Origin of the sequence: Ensifer sp. Root127, from assembly GCF_001425225.1 — a bacterium.
Classification (GTDB): Bacteria; Pseudomonadota; Alphaproteobacteria; order Rhizobiales; family Rhizobiaceae; genus Ensifer; species Ensifer canadensis.
In genome coordinates this window covers 168,766-187,932 of the sequence record NZ_LMDX01000001.1, presented here as the reverse complement: position 1 = coordinate 187,932, position 19,167 = coordinate 168,766, and the positions used below count along the sequence as shown (strand labels likewise).

At 62.0% G+C, this 19,167-nt stretch carries 15 protein-coding genes and 1 pseudogene; 8 read left to right on the top strand and 8 right to left on the bottom strand.

Annotation, left to right across the window (positions count from 1 at the left end; all coding sequences use genetic code 11):
• Positions 1 to 3: 3 nt before the first annotated feature.
• From ASD03_RS00870 to ASD03_RS00860, 3 genes are all read left to right on the top strand, one after another.
• Complete coding sequence (locus ASD03_RS00870; protein WP_025426492.1) at positions 4 to 600, top strand: NUDIX domain-containing protein; 597 nt, start codon at positions 4 to 6, stop codon at positions 598 to 600.
• A 103-nt stretch (positions 601 to 703) separates the two neighbouring features.
• The gene (gene mprF, locus ASD03_RS00865; protein ID WP_057212396.1) at positions 704 to 3,313 is read left to right on the top strand and encodes a bifunctional lysylphosphatidylglycerol flippase/synthetase MprF; all 2,610 of its coding nucleotides are present in this window, start codon (positions 704 to 706) and stop codon (positions 3,311 to 3,313) included.
• A complete protein-coding gene (locus ASD03_RS00860) occupies positions 3,310 to 4,695 on the top strand; it encodes an AcvB/VirJ family lysyl-phosphatidylglycerol hydrolase (protein ID WP_025426494.1) in 1,386 nt (461 codons plus the stop codon). The genes mprF and ASD03_RS00860 overlap by 4 nt, the downstream gene beginning before the upstream one ends.
• 7 nt (positions 4,696 to 4,702) lie before the next feature.
• Here the strand turns inward: ASD03_RS00860 and purN are convergent, their stop codons facing one another.
• Both purN and purM read right to left on the bottom strand, forming a co-directional pair.
• Positions 4,703 to 5,374, bottom strand: coding sequence for a phosphoribosylglycinamide formyltransferase (gene purN / locus ASD03_RS00855; RefSeq protein ID WP_025426495.1), 672 nt, complete (start codon positions 5,372 to 5,374; stop codon positions 4,703 to 4,705).
• Positions 5,374 to 6,444, bottom strand: coding sequence for a phosphoribosylformylglycinamidine cyclo-ligase (gene purM, locus ASD03_RS00850; protein ID WP_025426496.1), 1,071 nt, complete (start codon positions 6,442 to 6,444; stop codon positions 5,374 to 5,376). Before purM ends, purN begins: the two co-directional genes overlap by 1 nt.
• A 260-nt stretch (positions 6,445 to 6,704) precedes the next feature.
• Between purM and ASD03_RS00845 the strand changes: the two genes are divergently transcribed.
• The 4 genes from ASD03_RS00845 (at position 6,705) to ppx (ending at position 12,330) form a co-directional block, all read left to right on the top strand.
• Entirely contained in the window at positions 6,705 to 7,826 is a 1,122-nt protein-coding gene (locus ASD03_RS00845) for an AI-2E family transporter (protein WP_038575993.1), read from the top strand.
• Between the two features lie 27 nt (positions 7,827 to 7,853).
• Positions 7,854 to 8,543, top strand: a complete 690-nt coding sequence (gene hdaA / locus ASD03_RS00840) for a DnaA regulatory inactivator HdaA (RefSeq protein WP_025426497.1) — start codon at positions 7,854 to 7,856, stop codon at positions 8,541 to 8,543.
• Between the two features lie 65 nt (positions 8,544 to 8,608).
• Positions 8,609 to 10,795, top strand: a complete 2,187-nt coding sequence (locus ASD03_RS00835; protein ID WP_025426498.1) for an RNA degradosome polyphosphate kinase — start codon at positions 8,609 to 8,611, stop codon at positions 10,793 to 10,795.
• Positions 10,796 to 10,806: 11 nt separating this feature from the next.
• A complete protein-coding gene (gene ppx, locus ASD03_RS00830) occupies positions 10,807 to 12,330 on the top strand; it encodes an exopolyphosphatase (RefSeq protein ID WP_025426499.1) in 1,524 nt (507 codons plus the stop codon).
• A 59-nt stretch (positions 12,331 to 12,389) separates the two neighbouring features.
• Here ppx and ASD03_RS00825 read toward each other — a convergent pair whose 3' ends face one another.
• From ASD03_RS00825 to ASD03_RS40235, 3 genes and pseudogenes are all read right to left on the bottom strand, one after another.
• Entirely contained in the window at positions 12,390 to 13,748 is a 1,359-nt protein-coding gene (locus tag ASD03_RS00825; protein WP_025426500.1) for an esterase-like activity of phytase family protein, read from the bottom strand.
• A 206-nt stretch (positions 13,749 to 13,954) separates the two neighbouring features.
• Positions 13,955 to 14,320, bottom strand: a complete 366-nt coding sequence (locus tag ASD03_RS40240) for an AraC family transcriptional regulator (RefSeq protein ID WP_239637567.1) — start codon at positions 14,318 to 14,320, stop codon at positions 13,955 to 13,957.
• 74 nt (positions 14,321 to 14,394) lie between these two features.
• A pseudogene (locus tag ASD03_RS40235) lies at positions 14,395 to 14,850 on the bottom strand (AraC family ligand binding domain-containing protein); the annotation flags it as partial.
• Here ASD03_RS40235 and ASD03_RS00815 point away from each other — a divergent pair.
• Entirely contained in the window at positions 14,849 to 15,256 is a 408-nt protein-coding gene (locus ASD03_RS00815; RefSeq protein ID WP_057212395.1) for a DUF2000 family protein, read from the top strand. The pseudogene ASD03_RS40235 and the gene ASD03_RS00815 overlap by 2 nt on opposite strands.
• Positions 15,257 to 15,259: 3 nt before the next feature.
• Here ASD03_RS00815 and ASD03_RS00810 read toward each other — a convergent pair whose 3' ends face one another.
• The 3 genes from ASD03_RS00810 to ASD03_RS00800 all read right to left on the bottom strand — a co-directional run bounded on the left by ASD03_RS00810 (position 15,260) and on the right by ASD03_RS00800 (position 19,109).
• Complete coding sequence (locus ASD03_RS00810; protein ID WP_025426502.1) at positions 15,260 to 16,306, bottom strand: adenylate/guanylate cyclase domain-containing protein; 1,047 nt, start codon at positions 16,304 to 16,306, stop codon at positions 15,260 to 15,262.
• Positions 16,307 to 16,478: 172 nt separating this feature from the next.
• A complete protein-coding gene (rnd, locus tag ASD03_RS00805; RefSeq protein WP_038575996.1) occupies positions 16,479 to 17,630 on the bottom strand; it encodes a ribonuclease D in 1,152 nt (383 codons plus the stop codon).
• A gap of 78 nt (positions 17,631 to 17,708) precedes the next feature.
• Complete coding sequence (locus ASD03_RS00800) at positions 17,709 to 19,109, bottom strand: multicopper oxidase family protein (RefSeq protein WP_025426503.1); 1,401 nt, start codon at positions 19,107 to 19,109, stop codon at positions 17,709 to 17,711.
• Positions 19,110 to 19,167: the final 58 nt, after the last annotated feature.

The window sequence follows — 19,167 nt, the reverse complement described above, 5'->3', positions numbered from 1 at the left end:
GCCATGACGAACCACCACGATCCCCGTGTCAGGATCATCGAGCGGCGCACGCTCTCGGACGGTTTCATTCATCTGGAAGAAATCACCCTTGAGCAGGACATGTCAGGCGGCGGCACGGCGACGCTCACGCGTGAAGTGCATGATCACGGCAGCGCCGCGACCATCCTGCTGTTCGATCCGAGGCGTGAGAGCGTCGTGCTCGTCCGCCAGCTGCGCGTGCCGGTGCTGCTGCAGGGCGATCCCGCCTATATGATCGAAGCGCCGGCCGGCCTGCTCGACGACGATACGCCTGAAGTCGCGATCTGCCGTGAGGTGCTGGAGGAGACCGGCTACCATGTCGACAAGGCCACTCACCTCTTCGATGCCTATATGAGCCCCGGCGCGCTCACCGAGCGCACCAGCTTCTTCGTTGGGCTTGTTGATGTCACAGAAAAGGCCGGTGATGGCGGCGGCCTGGCGCATGAGGGCGAGGATATCGAGGTTCTCGAAATTCCCTTTGATGAAGCGGTCGCCATGATCGCGACCGGCGAGATCTGCGATGCCAAAACCATCATGCTGCTGCAGTGGGCCCAGCTGAACCGCGGCAAGCTCACGGCATAAGACCTTGTTTTATAAGAGAACAATACATTACGGATATTTCACTTTTTGATCGTTCTCGGGTAGGCTACAGCGCTGATGTCTTCATCAATGACATGGGCAACCCATGACGTCCTCCCTTACGGAACGTGCAGCCAACGACGATCAGCAGATCGAGGTAGGATGGAGACCCTTTCTGCGCCGTAACCGGCGCTATCTGCAGGCACTTGCGACATTGCTGGTGATCGCCCTCTTCGGGTTGGCGATCTTTCATCTGACCTCCGAAGTGCAGTACGGCGACGTGGTCCAGGCGCTTGCAGATACCAGCTGGACCTCTGTCGCCGCGGCGGTGTTCTTCACCGCCTTGAGCTTTTTCGCGCTCACCTTCTACGATGTCGGCGCGCTTGATTACGTCAGGCGCAAGCTGCCCTATGCCGATGTCGCGTTGACGGCGGCCTGCGCCTATGCGGTCGGCAACACGGCCGGCTTTGGCGCCTTGAGTGGCGGCGCCATCCGCTACCGGTCCTATTCGCGGCTGGGCATCGAGCCGGAAAACATCGCCCGGATCATCGCCTTCGTGACGCTCGCCTTCGGCCTTGGGCTTTTGACGGTCACGTGCCTGAGCCTGCTCGCCGTCGGCGAATATGTGGCGCCCTTGACGGGTCTTAACCCCTTCTGGCTGCGGATGATCGCGGTTGCCATTCTCGGCGTCGTGCTCGCTGTCTTCGTCAAGGCGCGTGACGGTCATGAGGTCAGCCTCGGGCGCTTCACACTGCGCCTGCCGGATTCGCGCACCTCCTCGCGCCAGTTCCTCGTCACGGCGCTGGATCTGGCGGCATCGGCGACGGTGCTCTACGTGCTGCTTCCGGCGGGCACAATCGGTTGGCCCGCCTTCCTGGCGATCTATTCGCTTGCCGTCGGTATCGGCGTTCTCAGCCATGTTCCGGCCGGGCTCGGCGTCTTCGAGGCGATCATCATCGCCACGCTCGGTCACAGCGCCGATGTCGACACGATCCTCGGTGCGCTGGTTCTCTACCGTGTCATTTATCACGTGCTGCCGCTGCTGATCGCGATCGCGGTTGTCATCGGCACCGAGCTTCGTCAGCTTTCCGGCCATCCCGTCGCCTCCAGCGTGCGCCGTATCGGCGGCCGTATCACGCCGCTTCTCCTGGCAACACTCGGCATCGTGCTGGCGATCATGCTGGTGCTGTCGAGCGTCACGCCGACGCCGGATGAGAATCTCGCCTTCCTCGAGGGTCTGCTGCCGCTGCCGATCGTCGAGGGCGCGCACTTTCTGGCAAGCTTGCTCGGCCTTGCGCTCGTCATCGTCTCGCGCGGGCTCGCACAGCGGCTCGATGGCGCCTGGTGGGCGTCGGTCGCAATCGCCGTTGCCGCACTGCTGCTTTCGCTGATCAAGGCGATCGCGCTGGTCGAGGCCGGCATGCTTGCCTTCTTTCTCGTCGGTCTCCTCGCCAGCCGCCGTCTGTTTGTTCGGCCGGCTTCGCTCTTCGGCCAGGCGCTGACGCTGCCGTGGTTGACGGCACTCGGGGTGATCTGCCTGGGTGGGCTGGTCGTCCTGCTGTTCGTCTATCGCGACGTCGAATACAGCCATGAACTCTGGTGGCAGTTCGAATTCTCTGCCGAGGCGCCGCGCGGCCTGCGTGCGCTTCTGGGTGTGACGATCGGCGCCAGCGCTGTTGCCATCTGGAGCCTGATGCGCCCGGCGGCCTCAGGCGCGGAGCCGGCAACCGACGATGCCATGGAGCGGGCATTGGCGATCGTCGAGGCGCAGGACATGTCCGATGCCAATCTGGTGCGCATGGGAGACAAGAGCCTGATGTTTTCCGCCGATGGTCGCGCCTTCATCATGTATGGCCAGCGCGCCCGCTCGTGGATCGCGCTGTTCGACCCGGTGGGGCCGGTCGATGCCTGGCCGGAACTGATCTGGCAGTTCTTCGAGAGGGCCCGCGCCAGCGGCTGCCGCGCGGTGTTCTATCAGGTTTCGCCACTTGGGCTCGCCTACTATGCCGATGCGGGACTTCGCGCCTTCAGGCTCGGCGAGCTCGCCCATGTCGATCTCGCCCGTTTCGAGATGAAGGGCGGCAAGTGGGCCAATCTGCGCCAGCAGGTCAGCCGCGCCCAGCGCGACGGGCTGGAGTTCAAAATGGTGGCTCCAGCAGACGTTCCGGCGATCATGGGCGAATTGACGGCGATTTCCGATGCATGGCTTGCCCATCACAATGCCAAGGAAAAGGGTTTTTCGCTTGGGGCTTTCGATCCTGAGTATCTGGCCGAACAGCCGGTCGCGATCCTCACCTACGAGGGACGGATCGTCGCCTTCGCCAATATCCTGGTGACGGCAACCAAGCAGGAAGGCACCGTCGATCTCATGCGCTTCTCGCCGGATGCCCCCAAGGGATCGATGGATTTCCTGTTCGCGAAGGTGATGGAATATCTGAAGGCCGAGGGGTACCGGACCTTCAATCTTGGCATGGCGCCGCTGTCTGGTATGTCCTCGCGCCAGATCGCGCCGGTCTGGGATCGGGCAGGGCGAACCTTCTTCGAGCACGGCGAACGCTTCTACAATTTCAAGGGACTTCGCGCCTTCAAGTCGAAGTTCCACCCCCATTGGCAGCCGCGCTATCTCGTGGCGAGCGGCGGCATCAATCCGATCCTTGCCTTGATGGATGTAACATTCCTGATCGGCGGCGGCCTCAAGGGAGTGATGAAGAAATGATGCGGATCCCGATGATCTGGAAGCCTCTGGCAGGTGCCGCCCTTCTCGCCATCGCGACGGTTGCACCGGCTTTAGGGCAGGAGACGGCGGCGACCTACGACACCGGCATGATCCCGGCACCCCATATCCTCGTCCCGAAGGACAAGGCATCCGCCCTTGTTGTTCTGCTGTCCAATGCGGATGGCTGGAGCGACAAGGAAGATGCGGTCGCTCGCGCCCTTGTCGACGACAAGGCGGTCGTCATCGGTATCGACCTCAAGGCCTATCTTGCCTCGCTCGCCAAGGACGACGGCGACTGCATCTACACGGTGTCGGATATCGAAGCGTTGAGCCAGCAGGTCCAGCGCGTCCTCAAGAGCGATGCCTACCTCCCGCCGATTGTGGCCGGGGTCGGAGCGGGCGGGGCCATGGCGCTGGCCATCGCCGCACAGACGCCGGCTGCGACCATCGGCCAGACGCTTGCGGTCGATCCGGAGGAAGGCGTTGCGCTGACGAAGCAGCTCTGCACGCCGGCGGAGAAGACCTTGAAGGCCGATCGCATGGTGTACGGCCTGACGGACGGTGCCCTGCCGGACCCGATCTCCGTCGTCTTTACGCCGACGGCATCCGACGACGGCCGAAGCCATGTGGCTAAACTCATCGAAAAACACCCTGATATCACGCAGGAAGACAGCGACGACGAAGCCTATGCGGCGCTATCAGGTCATCTGACGGATCTGATCGACAGCGAGAGCGCGGCAGACAATCCATTCGGCTTGCCCCTGACGGTGCTCGATACCAAGCCGACACGCGACACCATGGCGGTGATCTATTCCGGCGATGGCGGCTGGCGCGATATCGACAAGCAGGTCGGAGACGTCCTGCAGCAGCAAGGTGTCCCTGTCGTCGGCATCGATTCTCTGCGTTATTTCTGGTCCGAGCGCGAACCGCAGGCGACGGCCGACGATCTCGCCAAGGTGATGAGCTACTATCGCAAGCGCTGGAACGTCCGCAATGTTCTCTTGATCGGTTACTCCTTCGGTGCCGATATCCTGCCACGCACTTTCAATCTGCTCCCGCCCGCAGAGCGCGCCCATGTGCGGCAGGTCACGCTGATGGCGCTATCGCATCAGGTCGACTACAAGATTTCGGTGCTTGGCTGGCTTGGCGCGGCCGGGCAGGGCGATGGCGGCGATCCGCTCGACGATATCAAGCACATCGACCCCTCTTTGGTGCAGTGCATTCACGGCACCGAGGAAGAAGACGACGCCTGCCCTGACCTGAAGGGCGCGGGCGTCGATGTCGTCGCGATCGAAGGCGGTCACCATTTCGACGAGGACTATCCCGCCTTGACCCGGCGTGTGCTCGACGCGCTCGACCGGCGGTTGGCTTCGGCAAAGTAGTGGTGGTTTATACGGCCGGCGAAATCAGAGTTGAAGACGCGGGCACGGGACTGATGCCCTGCGTGACGACCCGTCCGTCTTCCATCCAGGCTTTGCCTTCCGCCAGCAGCCTGAGCGCCATCGGATAGGTGCGGTGCTCGACCGTCAGCACGCGAGCGGCAAGGGTGTCGGCCGTGTCGCCGTCGACAACCGGTACGACCGCCTGCGCGACGATCGGACCCTCATCCATGCCCTCGGTGACGAAATGCACCGTACATCCCGCCACTTTCACGCCGGCGTCAATGGCGCGCTGATGGGTGTGGAGACCCGGAAAGAGCGGCAGAAGCGACGGATGAATGTTGATGATCCGGCCTTCGTGGCGCTGGATGAAGTTCGCCGACAACAGCCGCATATAGCCGGCAAGGCAGATAATATCGGGAGACAGCCGCTCGAGTTCGGCAAGGACCGCCGCCTCGTGCGCATCCTTGCTGTCGAAATCCTTGCGAAGGAACGCATAGGTTGGGATGCCGAGCGCTGCAGCCTTGGCAAGGCCTCCGGCATCGGCCTTGTCGGCAATCACTGCGACGATCTCGGCCGGAAAACCAGGCTCGGCGGCAGCTTTGGCCAGCGAAAGCATGTTGGAGCCGCCGCCCGAGATCAAGACGACGACTTTTTTCCTGCCTGCCGTCACGTCGTTCATCATAGGGCGAGGCTGCCCTTGTAGATCGTGCCATGCGCGCCTTCGGCGCGGGCAACCATGCGGCCGAGCGTGAAGACGGTTTCGCCCTCGGCTTCCAGCACGGCTGCAACGTCCTGCGCCTTTTCCGCCGGAACGACGGCGATCATGCCGACGCCGCAGTTGAACGTGCGCAGCATTTCGTTGGCCGCGACGCCGCCGGTCTGGGCAAGCCAGGAGAAGACCTTCGGCGCCTTGATGGCGTCGAGATCGATCTCGGCTGCAAGATGCTTCGGCAGCACGCGCGGAATGTTCTCGGGGAACCCGCCGCCGGTGATATGCGCCAGCGCCTTGATCGAGCCGGTTTCGCGGATCGCCTTCAGGAGCGGCTTCACATAGATGCGCGTCGGCGTCATCAGGAGATCGGCAAGCGTGCCTTCACCAAACGGGGCAGGTGCATCCCAGGCAAGACCCGACAGCGCGACGATCTTGCGAACGAGAGAGTAACCGTTGGAGTGAACGCCTGACGATGCAAGGCCGAGGATGACGTCGCCTTCACCAATGTCACCCGCTGGAAGCAGCTGGCCGCGTTCGGCCGCACCGACAGCGAAGCCGGCAAGGTCATAGTCGCCTCCGGAATACATGCCCGGCATTTCCGCGGTCTCGCCACCGATCAATGCGCAACCGGATTGGCGGCACCCGGCGGCAATGCCGGCAACGATTGCGGCACCCTGATCGGGATCGAGCTTGCCCGTGGCGAAATAGTCGAGGAAGAACAGCGGCTCGGCACCCTGGACCACCAGGTCGTTGACGCACATGGCAACGAGGTCGATGCCAACGGTGTCGTGCTTGTTGGCGTCGATGGCAATCTTGAGCTTGGTGCCGACACCGTCATTGGCGGCAACGAGCACCGGGTCGGTGAAACCGGCGGCCTTCAGGTCGAACAGGCCGCCGAAGCCGCCGATCTCGCCGTCGGCACCCGGGCGCCGGGTCGAGCGCACATGCGGCTTGATTTTCTCCACCATCAGATTGCCGGCATCGATATCCACGCCTGCGTCACTGTAGGTGAGGCCGTTCTTTCCCGACTGGCTCATGCTGGTTCTCCAAGGCTGGTCGCGCGACAGGTATTTTGCGGATGCGATTGGCACGATGGGCAAGGGAGTGCAAGCCGACAGCCTGCCTTCTCGGCCTTTTTTCAACATTTTGCCCATATCCCACCGGCAAGAACGGTATGGAGGGTTCAATTTACCGGGCTGAGAAGCACGCGGACTTGACCGGTGCGCGCCACGCCACCTATCTCCTCATACAGAATATGATGCGGTAAAGGCATGCTTGGCGTGTTACGGGGAACACCATGGACATAAAAGTCAGCGGTTCGGGACTACAGCGCCAGGTTATCTTCTGGCTGCTGGTGCTCGCCGCCTTCATCGCCTTCCTGATGGTTTTCAGCTCGATCCTGCTGCCGTTCCTCGCGGGCATGGCACTGGCCTATTTCCTCGACCCGGTCGCCGACCGCCTTGAGCGCCTCGGCCTCAGTCGGCTGATGGCGACGGTGGTGATCCTCATCGGCTTCGTGGTGATCTTCGCCCTGTCGCTGATGATCATCATCCCGGTGATCTTCACCCAGGCCGCCGACTTCATTCAGAAGATGCCCGGTTACATCTCCAAGCTGCAGGCGCTGTTGACCGACAGCCAGTCGACGCTGCTGCCACAATGGCTGGCGGACCAGATGACGGCGATCAAGCAGAATTCAGCCAAGCTTTTGGAGCAGGGCGCGAGCTTCCTCGGCACGTTGTTCCAGCAGCTCTGGAACTCTGGCATGGCGCTGCTCGACATTCTGTCGCTGTTCGTGATCACGCCGGTCGTCGCCTTCTATCTGCTGCTCGACTGGGACCGGATGGTCAACCGGGTCGATAGCTGGGTTCCGCGCGACTATGTCAGCGTCGTCCGCCAGATCGCCCGGGACATGAACACGACGATCGCCGGCTTCGTTCGCGGCCAGGGCTCGCTCTGCATCATCCTCGGCCTTTACTATGGCATCGGCCTGTCGCTCGTCGGTCTCAATTTCGGCCTGCTGATCGGCCTCTTTGCCGGCATGATCAGCTTTATCCCCTATGTCGGATCGATGGTCGGTCTGGTGCTGGCCGTCGGCGTCGCGCTTGTACAGTTCTGGCCCGATTATCTCTGGATCGGGCTTGTCGCTGCCATCTTCTTCAGCGGCCAGTTCCTCGAAGGCAACATCCTGCAGCCCAAGCTGGTGGGCAAGAGCGTCGGCCTGCATCCGGTCTGGCTGATGTTCGCGCTTCTTGCCTTCGGTGCCCTCTTCGGTTTCGTCGGGCTTCTGGTTGCGGTTCCCGCGGCCGCCGCCATCGGCGTGCTTGTTCGCTTCGGCATCCAGCGATACCTTGATAGCGATCTCTACCATGGGCATGGAAAGGTCGCGGCGAAGAAGGCAAAGGGCAGTCAGCCCGGCTGATAGTCCCATCCTTGTCCCGAGTACAGCATGACAAAACGTCCCTTCGAACAACTGCCTCTGGCATTCGACCACGACCCGGCAACGGGTCGTGAGGATCTGCTCGTTTCCGATCGGTTGAGCGCGGCGATCGCGATCGTCGATCACTGGCCAGACTGGCCGTCGCCGGTTGTCATCATCGCCGGCCCGATCGGTTCCGGAAAATCGCATCTCGCCAGCATCTGGAAGGAGAGGGCGGGCGCGCGGGCGATCCACCCGGTTGCGGACTCGGATGTGGCGTTGATCGCCGCCAACGGTCCTGTGCTGTTCGAGGATGCCGACCGTCAGGGGTTCGACGACACCACCCTGTTTCATGTCATCAACAGCGTTCGCCAGCATGGCACGGGCCTCTTGATGACCTCGCGCCTGTGGCCGATGTCCTGGCCGGTCGTTCTTCCGGACCTGCGCTCGCGCCTGAAAGCAGCAACCGTCGTCGAGATCGGCGAGCCCGACGATGAGTTGTTGACGCAGGTATTGATCAAGCTCTTTGCCGATCGCCAGCTTTTCATCGACGAAAGGCTCGTCGGCTATATCGTCCAGCGCATGGAACGCTCGCTCGAGGCTGCCCAGACGATCGTCGAACGCATCGACAGGCTGGCACTCGCCCGCGGCGTCAAGCTGACCCGATCGCTTGCCGCCGAAGTCCTGGAAGAGCTTGGAAATCAACGCCATTCCGATTGATTGTCACAGTTCCGTCGTCAAACTGTTATAGTTCCTGCATGCGAAGAAATGGGGTCTGACCGGTAATGGATAATGCGACGTCTGCGGTGAATGAGAACAAACAGGCCGCGGAGGAGCTAGACCTGCTCTCCAGCCCGGAACGGTTCATCAATCGCGAATTTTCGTGGCTGCAATTCAATCGCCGCGTGCTTGAGGAGACCCTGAACACGGCGCATCCGCTCCTGGAGCGTGTCCGCTTTCTGTCGATTTCGGCCGCCAACCTTGATGAGTTCTTCATGGTGCGCGTCGCCGGCCTCGAGGGCCAGGTGCGGCAGGGGCTCGCCATGCGGTCGCCTGATGGCAAGACGCCGGCCGAACAGCTCGAAGACATCCTCAAGGAAATCGACAACCTGCAGATGGAGCAGCAGGCGTCGCTCGCCGTCCTGCAGCAGTATCTGGCCAAGGAGGATATCCTCATCGTCCGCCCGGCGTCCTTGTCGGCGCAGGACAAAAGCTGGCTTGCCAACGAATTCGACCAGGCGATCTTTCCGGTGCTGACGCCGCTGTCGATCGACCCGGCGCATCCGTTCCCGTTCATCCCGAACCTCGGGTTCTCGATGGGCCTGCAGCTCGTCAGCAAGACCGGCCGTGAGCCAATGACGGCGCTCTTGCGCCTGCCGGTGGCGCTCGACCGCTTCATCCGCCTGCCCGATTTCAAGAACGTCATCCGCTACATCACGCTCGAAGACATGGTCAGTCAGTTCATCGAACGGCTGTTCCCAGGCTACGAGGTCAAGGGCTCGGGCACGTTCCGCATCATCAGAGACAGCGATATCGAAGTCGAAGAAGAGGCCGAAGATCTGGTGCGCTTCTTCGAAACGGCGCTGAAGCGTCGTCGTCGCGGATCGGTGATCCGCATCGAGCTCGATTCGGAAATGCCCGCTTCGCTGCGCCAGTTCGTCGTTCAAGAACTCAGCGTTCCGGAAAACCGCGTCGCCGTTTTGCCGGGGCTTCTGGCGCTGAACACGCTGTCGGAAATCACCAAGGCGCCGCGCGACGATCTGCGCTTTGAACCTTACAATCCGCGCTTCCCCGAGCGCGTGCGCGAACACGCCGGCGATTGTTTTGCCGCGATCCGCGAAAAGGACATGGTGGTCCACCACCCCTATGAGTCCTTCGACGTCGTGGTGCAGTTCCTGCTGCAAGCGGCGCGCGATCCGGAAGTGGTCGCCATCAAGCAGACGCTCTACCGTACCTCGAACGACAGTCCGATTGTGCGCGCGCTTGTCGACGCTGCCGAAGCCGGAAAGTCCGTGACGGCGCTGGTCGAACTGAAGGCCCGCTTCGATGAGGAAGCCAACATCCGCTGGGCGCGCGACCTGGAGCGCGCCGGCGTGCAGGTGGTCTTCGGGTTCATCGAACTCAAGACCCATGCCAAGATGTCGATGGTGGTGCGTCGCGAAGAGGGCCGGTTGCGCACCTATTGCCACCTCGGCACCGGCAACTACCATCCGGTCACGGCGAAGATCTACACTGACCTGTCATTCTTCACCTGCAACCCGGTCATCGCCCATGACATGGCGAACATCTTCAACTTCATCACCGGTTACGGCGAGCCGGAAGCCGGCATGAAGCTGGCGGTTTCGCCGCACACGCTTCGCCCCCGCATCCTCAAGCATATCGAGGAGGAGATCGAGCACGCCAAGGCCGGCCGGCCTGCGGCGATCTGGATGAAGATGAACTCGCTCGTCGATCCGGAAATCATAGACGCGCTCTACAAGGCAAGCCGTGCCGGGGCTGAAGTCGACCTGGTGGTACGCGGCATCTGCTGCCTGAGGCCGCAGGTGCCGGGGCTGTCCGACAATATTCGTGTCAAGTCCATCGTCGGCAGATTCCTTGAACATTCCCGCATATTCTGCTTCGGCAACGGTCACGGCCTTCCATCGGAGAATGCGCTTGTCTATATCGGCTCGGCGGATATGATGCCGCGAAATCTGGACCGGCGGGTTGAGACGCTTGTGCCTCTTATCAACCGGACTGTGCACGAACAGGTACTTTCGCAGATCATGCTGGGCAATCTCATCGATAACCAGCAGAGCTACGAAATTCTTCCCGACGGTACGTCTCGCCGGATGGAAGTCGGCAAGGACGCCGAACCTTTCAACGCGCAGCACTATTTCATGACCAATCCCAGCCTCTCCGGCCGGGGTGAAGCCCTGAAGTCCAGTGCACCGAAGCTGATTGCCGGCTGGAAGAGCAGCTGGCACAAGTAAAACGGAATTGCATGGTCGAATCTGAAGCGCAGGGGCGTCTGCCCGGCATCCGCCCGGTTTCCGTTGTGGATATCGGCTCCAACTCCATTCGCCTTGTCGTCTACGAAGGCCTGAGCCGCGCTCCGGCCATGCTGTTCAACGAGAAGGTCATGTGCGGTCTGGGCAAGGGCATCGATGCCACCGGACGCATGGACGAGGAGAGCGTCGAGCGCGCTCTCCGGGCGCTGCATCGCTTTCATGCGCTGTCGCAGCAGGCGCGTGCGACCTCCATGTATGTTCTGGCCACCGCAGCCGCTCGCGAGGCGAGCAACGGACCTGCCTTCATCGAGAAGGCCGAGGCGATCCTCGGCCACAAGGTGCGCATCCTCACCGGCGAAGAGGAAGCCTATTTCTCCGCCATGGGCATCGTCAGCGGCTATCACGACCCTGATGGAGTGGTCGGTGACCTTGGCGGTGGCTCGCTGGAACTTGTCGAGGTCAGCGGCACAAAGATCGGCAAGGGCATCACCCTGCCGCTCGGGGGTATCCGCCTCTTCGAGCATAGCGGCGGCTCGCTGCCGAAGGCTCGCACCTGGGTGCGCAAATTCATGAAAAGCTCGCCGGTGCTGAAGACCGGCACCGGCCGCACCTTTTATGCCGTCGGCGGCACCTGGCGCTCGATCGCCAAGCTGCACATGGAAATCCGAAACTATCCGCTGCATATGATGCAAGGCTACGAGATCTCCTACGACGAGGCGATGGCGCTGCTGCCGGAGGTGATCGAGCCGAGGAACATCAAGCCATCGGCCTATGCGACGATCTCCAAAAGCCGCCGCAGCCTGCTTCCCTTTGGCGCGATCGCGATGCAGGAAGCACTGTCGATCATGAAGCCGGAGCGGATTTCGTTCTCGGCGCTCGGCGTGCGCGAAGGCTATCTCTTCTCTCTGCTGAACGAGAGCGAGCGTGCGCAGGATCCGCTGCTGACCGCCGCCGGCGAAATCGCCATCCTGCGGGCGCGTTCCCCCGAGCATGCCCGCGAACTTGCCGACTGGACCGGCCGCATGGTGCCGTTCTTCGGCGTCGAGGAAACCGAAGAGGAAAGCCGCTATCGCCAGGCTGCCTGCCTGCTCGCCGATATCAGCTGGCGCGCCCATCCGGACTATCGCGGTCTGCAGGCGCTGAACATCATCGCCCACTCGACCTTCTCCGGCATCACCCATGCGGGGCGGGCCTATATCGCGCTCGCCAACTACTATCGCTTCGAAGGCCTGAACGACGATGGCGCGACCGGCGCACTGACCGGCATTACCACGCCGCGACTGCTGGAACTGGCGAAACTGCTCGGCGGCCTGCTGCGCGTCGCCTATCTGTTCTCGGCGTCGATGCCGGGCGTGGCGAGGAATTTGACCTTCCGCAAATCGTCCCTGCCGGATGTCGATCTGGAGATCGTCGTGCCTGCGGCCTATTCGGAATTTGCCGGCGAGCGCCTCGACGGACGGCTGCAGCAGCTCGGCAAGCTGACCGGCAGAAGATTGGCGTTCCAGTTCGAGAGCTGAACGCACTCAGATCTTTGACGAAGGGGCGCGCGGACGCAAATCCGCGCGCCCTTTTTTGATTATTCGGCTTTCAAGAATTCGCCGACTTCGAGCAGAACGAACTCGTTGTCGTCGGCCTTATCAAGCGCCCGGCCGGCCGAGAACGGCAGGTTGTTGTCATTGCCGACGATGATGTGCGTGTCATCGACGCGATCGACGTTTTCGATCGTCACGAACGGCATGTCGTAATAGCCGTCACCACCGCCCTGGCGCTTCTTGTTGTCGGGGTCGGCGATCTTCAGGAGGTCGATGTAACCGATCTTGCGGACGGCCTTGCCGACATTGCTGTCATCGAAGGCAATCTTGTAGACACGTTTCACCTTCGAGCCGACGGCAAAGCAATCCGGCTTCGGATCCTTCGGATCGGCGCAGGCCTTGTCGAGCGTGCCCGCGCCGTTGTCGCGTTCGATCACCAGTGCCGTCTTGTCGTCGAGCATGTTGAAGTCGCCGATTGCCTCGCCGCCTTCGGCCAGCGGATAGAGCCAGCTGCGGCCCGTCCAGGCCTTGGCTGCGACATCGAGTTCGATGACGCGTAGTGTCGGACGGCCATCGGCCTGTTCCACGGTTTCGCTGTCGGTCCAGATCGGCCCTTCGAGCAGACCGTAGAGCTTGGAGCCGTCCTTCGACAGTGCCATGCCTTCATAGCCGCCGGAGCGCTTCAGGTTGAAGGCGGGTGTCTTCTTCGACGGATCGCCCTGCAGTGTCAGGGTCGGATTGTCGGGCGACATAACCGGCTTGCCGTCAACTGTTGTCGCGATGACGTCGGTCAGCTTGCCGTCGACATCGAATTTCAGGATATAGGGACCGAATTCTTCCCCGACCCAGAAGCCGTCGGCGACCGGCTGGATCGACTCAACGTCGAAGTCAGCGCCGGTCAGGTAGCGCTTGTCGGAACCTTCCATGACGATCGGGAAGGGGGCCTTGCGGTCCGGGTCGGTGAGGAACAGTGTTTTCAGCGCCTCGACCTTGCCGGCGTCCCAGTCCATCTTCACGTGGTGCAGCATCAGCATGGCATCGGTTGAGTTCAGCTTGTTGCCGAAGCCGTTGTCGGAAAGGCTCCAGAAGGTGCCGTCTTCCATGGCCCTGATGCCGGAGAAGCCCTGCATCGGCTGGCCGTTGAACGGCAGTGAAAGGCCGGTCGGGCGCACGCCATCCTTGCCGGGCACGGTGCCGAGCGCGTCAGCGCGCTTGCGGTCCGCCGTGGTGAATTTGCCCGATGTCTTCAGGTATTCCGGTGCGTCGGACGGTGCTGCCAGGATCGTGTTTGCCGGTAGGATCGCATGTGCCTTCAGGGTTGCGGGAAAGGCCTTTTCCTCGGCCAGGACGGTCGTCGTCATCAAAAGTGTGAGCGCCGCAGCGGCGAGAAGCGTTTTGGTCATGAAAGTCACCGTGGGTTGGATGCCAAAGTACGGGAACCCGATAGGCGGCTTTGATGACGGTTGGGTGATGCTTGGCTTACAGGCTGGCGAAGCTTTGATGACAGACGAAAGGCGCTGCGCCCGAGGGGAGAAACTCGCCGAGTTCGAATTGTTGCGCGTGACCGGACACTGGTTCCGGGCCGCAACGACCCAGCGGCGCCGGTGCTTCAGCCGGCGAGCGCCAGGCTCGCCCAGCGCCCGGGCGTTACACCGTAGGCACGTTTGAAATGGCGGGTGAAATGGGCCTGGTCGGCAAAGCCGGTTTCGAGCGCGGCACCTGCCAGGCTGTGACCGGCGGCAATCATCCGGCGCGCCTGCTCCAGCCGCCGCATCAGAAGGTAGCGGTGCGGGCTGGTGCCGAGAACCTTGCGGAACTGGCGGGCGAGGGTGAAGCGATCAAGGCCGCTGACGGCCTCGAGTTCCTGCGAGCCGACCGGGCGATCGAGGTTGGCTTTGAGATAGTCCGTCGCCTCGAAACCGCCCGCTTGGCCGACCTGCCGGCAGCCTTGCTTGTCGTGCCGGCATGGCGGCACAAGCCTTCTGCAATGCGTGTAAGAATGTCGTCGAGCGCGAGTTCGTCAATACCGCCGTCGAGATCCATGACGGCCTCGCCGATCGCCTGGCGCAGGGCCACGTCACCAACAACCGGGGCGGCTATGATGGGCAAGGCGCCGCCACTGTCGCCAAGCGCCGCGATCAATCGCTCCGGCTGCAGATACATCATCCTGTAGCGAAGCGTCGCTTCCGTGCCCGCGCCGCCATCGTGCAGTTCGTCGGGGTGAATGATGATGATGCTTCCAGGCGTGCTGTAGCGGCTCTCGCCACGATACTGGAAGGTCTGGATGCCGCCAAGCGTCACGCCAAGCGCATAGGTGTCGTGGCGATGCGGCTCGAAGACCTTGCCGTGCAGCCGGGCCTCGATGCGCTCTATGCCGTCCACCGGTGCCGCGACGCGGATGCCATCGCCCGGCGATCCGCACAATCGTTCAAGATTGATCGCTGCGTCCTCGGTTAAGGCCTCCTTGGGCACGCCCTGATGTCCTGAAATGGAGATACCCGTCATGTTCGACACCAAGTTTGCGATCGTTTTGCGCGACGATCTGGCCACCTGGCAGAAGCTGAACGTCACCGCGTTTCTGGTAACCGGCATCGCCGGGCAGAAACCGGCGATTATCGGCGAACCCTATCGCGACGGCGCCGGCCACATCTACAACGCTCTGAGCGTTCAGCCGATCATCGTGTTATCGGCAGATGGTGCGACGCTTGGCAATATTCAACGCCGTGCGATCGAAAGGGAAATACAAACCTCTGTTTATGTCGATGCGATGTTTTCGACCGGCCACGACAGCGCCAACCGCGCGGTCTTCGCCGAAACGCGACCCGACGGCGCGAAGGTCGCCGGCATCGCCATTCATGCCGACAAGAAGCTGGCCGACAAGATCACCAAGGGTGCAAAACTGCACGGTTGACGGCTAATTGACAGCCACTGGCGGTGCAGGCGTGCCCCCGGCCCGAAGCGCCAGGACGCCGAGCTTCTGCCCGCGTCCCTTCACGGCGTGCTCGCCAAGATCTTCCACGCGGACATAGTGCGGCAGCCGCATCTTGCGGGCGAGGTCGGTGGAAATCAGCACCTGATGGTTCAGTGACTTGCACAGGCCTTCGAGGCGAGCGGTGGTGTTCACCGTGTCGCCGAAATAGGTGATCTTGTGTTTGTCGACGCCAATTTCCGCGGCGACGATGGTGCCGCCATGAAGCGCTGCCCGTAGGCGCGGAACCTCGCCGAACTCCTTGCGCCAACGGTGGGCGCCGGCTTCGATCTCTTCGAGAATGTCGAAAACGCAGTGCACGCAGGCGGCGTTTTTGACAGCACGGTCGAAGGGCCAGGTAATCACGGCCGCGTCGCCGACATAGTCGTCGATCGCGCCGCGATAGCGCAGTACGGGGTCGGCAAGTGTTGCAAACAGCTTGCTGAGATATTCCTGCATCCTGAGATCGCCGTATCGCTCGGCATAGGCGGTGGAGCCGGCAAGATCGATGAAGAGGAAGACGCGCTCCTCCTGCATCGGCTTGCGATAGCGCCCGGTCAAAAGGCTCAGAAACACGTCACGGCCCAACAGTTCGCGCACGCGAAGCGCGAAAACGATCGAGCCCGAGACCGCCAGGGCGAACAGAAGCGCCGTGCTTGAGGGGACGACCGCGTCCTTCCAATCCGCGTCTATTTGCCCGCTCATCTGCATCAGGAAGCCGGCGACGCCGTAGCCCAGCTCGATAAACACCAGATAGACGGCGATCGAAGCGAGGAAGAAAGCGGGCGTCGAATAGGAATGGATCTTGCGGTTGAGACGCCGGAGAATGATGCGCCGTTCAAAGGCGAGGATCGGGACGCAGACGCACAATGCGTACGTGGCGCCGATCAATCCGCCGCCACCGTCGAAGGCGATCGTCGCATAGATGGCGCCGGCGCTACTGACGATCAACAGCAGCAAAATTCCCTCGAACATGGAGAAACGCCAGCGCATGCGGAAGAGCCTCGAACCCGGACAACGAAGAAAAAACGCGTCGGACACCCTGGTTGTCGCGTCACGCGTCAGCGCTCTGATGTCTGCTCGACGCGATTGCGAATCAGTCCCGCTGCAGGGCCTTGGCTAGAGCCGGATTCGGGCGGAAAGTTGTTGTCCGCCCGTCCGTTTTTCAGTCACCGATTTCCATCGCTTCGATCTTCTTGTCGACGAAGCGCAGAGCCACTTCACCATTGATCAATTTCAGTGCCGTATCGCCGAACAGCTCGCGCCGCCACCCCTTGAGCGCGCCGACATCGGCGTTCTCGCCCTCGGCGGCGATCTTGTCGAGATCCTCGCTGTTGGCGATGATCTTGGCAGCCACGCCCTGCTTCTCGGCGATCAGCTTCAACAGCACCTTCAGCATTTCGGTGGCGGCGGCTGCGCCTTCAGGTGTATGGCTCTGCCGCGGCAGCCGTGGCAGGTCGGTCTTGGGGATGGCGAGCGCTTCGTTGACCGCCTCGATCAGCGCAGCCCCGGCGCTCGATCGTTCCCAGCCCTTCGGAATGGTTCGCAGCCGCGCCAGCGCCTCGGTGTCCTTCGGCTGCTGCTGCGCGACTTCATAGATCGCATCGTCCTTGATGATACGCCCGCGCGGAACGTTGCGGTTGCGTGCCTCGCGTTCACGCCAGGCTGCGACCTTCTGCAGCACGGCAAGCTCGATCGGCTTCTTGACGCGCATTTTCAGGCGCTGCCAGGCATCGTCCGGGTGCAGGTCGTAGGTATCGCGGGCTTCGAGGATCGCCATTTCCTCGGAAAGCCATAGCGAGCGGCTTTCGCGCTCGAGCTGCGCATTCAGGTACTGATAGATGTCGCGCAGATGCGTGACATCGGCCAGCGCGTAATCGAGCTGTTTCTCGGTCAGCGGCCGCCGGCTCCAATCGGTGAAGCGCGAGGACTTGTCGATCTGCTCGCCCTTGATGCGGTTGACGAGCTGGTCATAGGAGACGCTGTCGCCGAAGCCGCAGACCATGGCCGCAACCTGGGTGTCGAAGATCGGATGCGGAATCAGATTGCCGAGATGGAAAATGATCTCGATATCCTGGCGCGCGGCATGGAAGACCTTGATCACGTCGGGGTTGGCCATCAACGCGAAGAACGGCGTGAGATCGATGCCCTTGGCCATCGGGTCGACGATGACGGCCATATCCGGGTTTGCCATCTGGATCAGGCAAAGCTCTGGCCAGAAGGTGGTCTCACGCAGGAATTCCGTGTCTATCGTAATATAACTTGAGCGGGCCAGCTGCTGGCAGGCGGCCTCTAGATCTGCGGTTGTTTCAATCATCGGATTTAAATCACTGTGGCAAAAATGCGGCTAGGTTTTTCGTGTAGCCCTTCATGCCATCCGTCACAATCGAAAATCTCAAACCACCTTGAAATAACCGGTCATGCCGGTCTTCTGGTGCTCGATGATGTGGCAATGGAACACCCAATCGCCAAGATTGTCGGCGACGAGCGCGATTTCCGCCTGTTCGTCGGGCAAAAGCAGGATGGTGTCCGTCGGTGGTGGCAGGAAGGTCCGCTTGTTCGAATTGAGAATTCGGAAGCTCATGCCATGCAGGTGGATCGGATGGGCATGCGGCGTCCGATTGGCGATCTGCAGGACATAGCTCTTGCCGAGCTTCATCTCCTCGATCGGCGCGATCGGATCGGGCGTGTCGCCCGGCCACGGTACCTTGTTGATTGCCCAGAAGGTGTAGCCGAGCGAGCCGCAGATCGACGGCGTCGCCTTGTGTTCTGCCGTGGCCGTCAGATCGATCGGAACGCGAGTGGCAACCGACAGGTCCGCCTCGGCGATCGGATTGGCGGGAAGGGCAGCCACATCGCGGATATCGCGCTTCAAGGATTGGCCCGTTGCGCGGAAATTGGCGATCGTCCAGGGATGCGAGCCACGCAGATTGCCGAGCTTCACCGTCGCACCTTCGTTGTCGGGCATCCTGACGACGAGGTCGATGCGCTGGCCCGGGCCGACGTCGTAGCGGTCGAGCGGGAAGGGCTTGTCGACCGGATTTGCATCTAGCGCGACGACCATGGCCTCCGCCCCCTCCAGGCCGACCGTATATATCCGCGTGACATCCGTCGCCGCGATACGGACCCGCACGAGGCCGCCGGCCGGCGCGTCGTAGCTCGGCTCCTGCTGCCAGTTTGCGGTGCGAACCGTGCCGTAGGTGCCGCCGCGCGCAGCGTCCCTCGGTTTGAACGGGTCGATGAAAACGCCGCCTTTGCCGAGCCGCCAGTCGCGCAGGTTCAAGACGATCTCGGCGTCGAATACTGGATCATCCGGGTTCTCGACGACGATGACGCCGGTCAGCCCGCTTCCCATCTGCGTCAGCGTATTGCAGTGGGGGTGATACCAGAAGGTGCCGGCATCCGGCGGCGTGAAGATGTAGTCGAAGGGATCGCCCGGATAGACATAGGGCTGGGTCATCTCGGGCACGCCGTCCATGGCATTGGGTATGCGAAGTCCGTGCCAGTGGACAGTCGTCGGTTCGTCGAGCTTGTTGATCAGTCTTGCGGCATAGGGCTCGCCCATGCGCATCCGCAAGACAGGCGGCATGCCGTTAGTGGTCGCATCGCCCAGCCCGTAGGTCATCACCTTGGGTGTCACGCCATCTGAGGCGATCTGTGCCTGCGTCAGCTGTGCCGTCAGGACCTGCGGATCCGGTGCCGCACCGGCGCGTGCCGCCATGCCGGCTCCGAATGCGAAGGCGCCTCCCAAAGCGGCAGAGCCCTGGAGGAACGTACGGCGGCTGATCAGGGACATTTTGGCAATCTCGGCAACTGGATAGGACGACTGCTCGGTTTTTAAACCTGATCGCCGC

What these genes read in the sequence shown, in the direction of transcription:
- ASD03_RS00870 (WP_025426492.1), top strand. Translation starts at nt 4, where the DNA reads ATGACGAACCACCACGATCCCCGTGTCAGGATCATCGAGCGGCGCACG.
- mprF (WP_057212396.1), top strand. Translation starts at nt 704, where the DNA reads ATGACGTCCTCCCTTACGGAACGTGCAGCCAACGACGATCAGCAGATC.
- ASD03_RS00860 (WP_025426494.1), top strand. Translation starts at nt 3,310, where the DNA reads ATGATGCGGATCCCGATGATCTGGAAGCCTCTGGCAGGTGCCGCCCTT.
- purN (WP_025426495.1), bottom strand. Translation starts at nt 5,374, where the DNA reads ATGAACGACGTGACGGCAGGCAGGAAAAAAGTCGTCGTCTTGATCTCG.
- purM (WP_025426496.1), bottom strand. Translation starts at nt 6,444, where the DNA reads ATGAGCCAGTCGGGAAAGAACGGCCTCACCTACAGTGACGCAGGCGTG.
- ASD03_RS00845 (WP_038575993.1), top strand. Translation starts at nt 6,705, where the DNA reads ATGGACATAAAAGTCAGCGGTTCGGGACTACAGCGCCAGGTTATCTTC.
- hdaA (WP_025426497.1), top strand. Translation starts at nt 7,854, where the DNA reads ATGACAAAACGTCCCTTCGAACAACTGCCTCTGGCATTCGACCACGAC.
- ASD03_RS00835 (WP_025426498.1), top strand. Translation starts at nt 8,609, where the DNA reads ATGGATAATGCGACGTCTGCGGTGAATGAGAACAAACAGGCCGCGGAG.
- ppx (WP_025426499.1), top strand. Translation starts at nt 10,807, where the DNA reads ATGGTCGAATCTGAAGCGCAGGGGCGTCTGCCCGGCATCCGCCCGGTT.
- ASD03_RS00825 (WP_025426500.1), bottom strand. Translation starts at nt 13,748, where the DNA reads ATGACCAAAACGCTTCTCGCCGCTGCGGCGCTCACACTTTTGATGACG.
- ASD03_RS00815 (WP_057212395.1), top strand. Translation starts at nt 14,849, where the DNA reads ATGTTCGACACCAAGTTTGCGATCGTTTTGCGCGACGATCTGGCCACC.
- ASD03_RS00810 (WP_025426502.1), bottom strand. Translation starts at nt 16,306, where the DNA reads ATGCGCTGGCGTTTCTCCATGTTCGAGGGAATTTTGCTGCTGTTGATC.
- rnd (WP_038575996.1), bottom strand. Translation starts at nt 17,630, where the DNA reads ATGATTGAAACAACCGCAGATCTAGAGGCCGCCTGCCAGCAGCTGGCC.
- ASD03_RS00800 (WP_025426503.1), bottom strand. Translation starts at nt 19,109, where the DNA reads ATGTCCCTGATCAGCCGCCGTACGTTCCTCCAGGGCTCTGCCGCTTTG.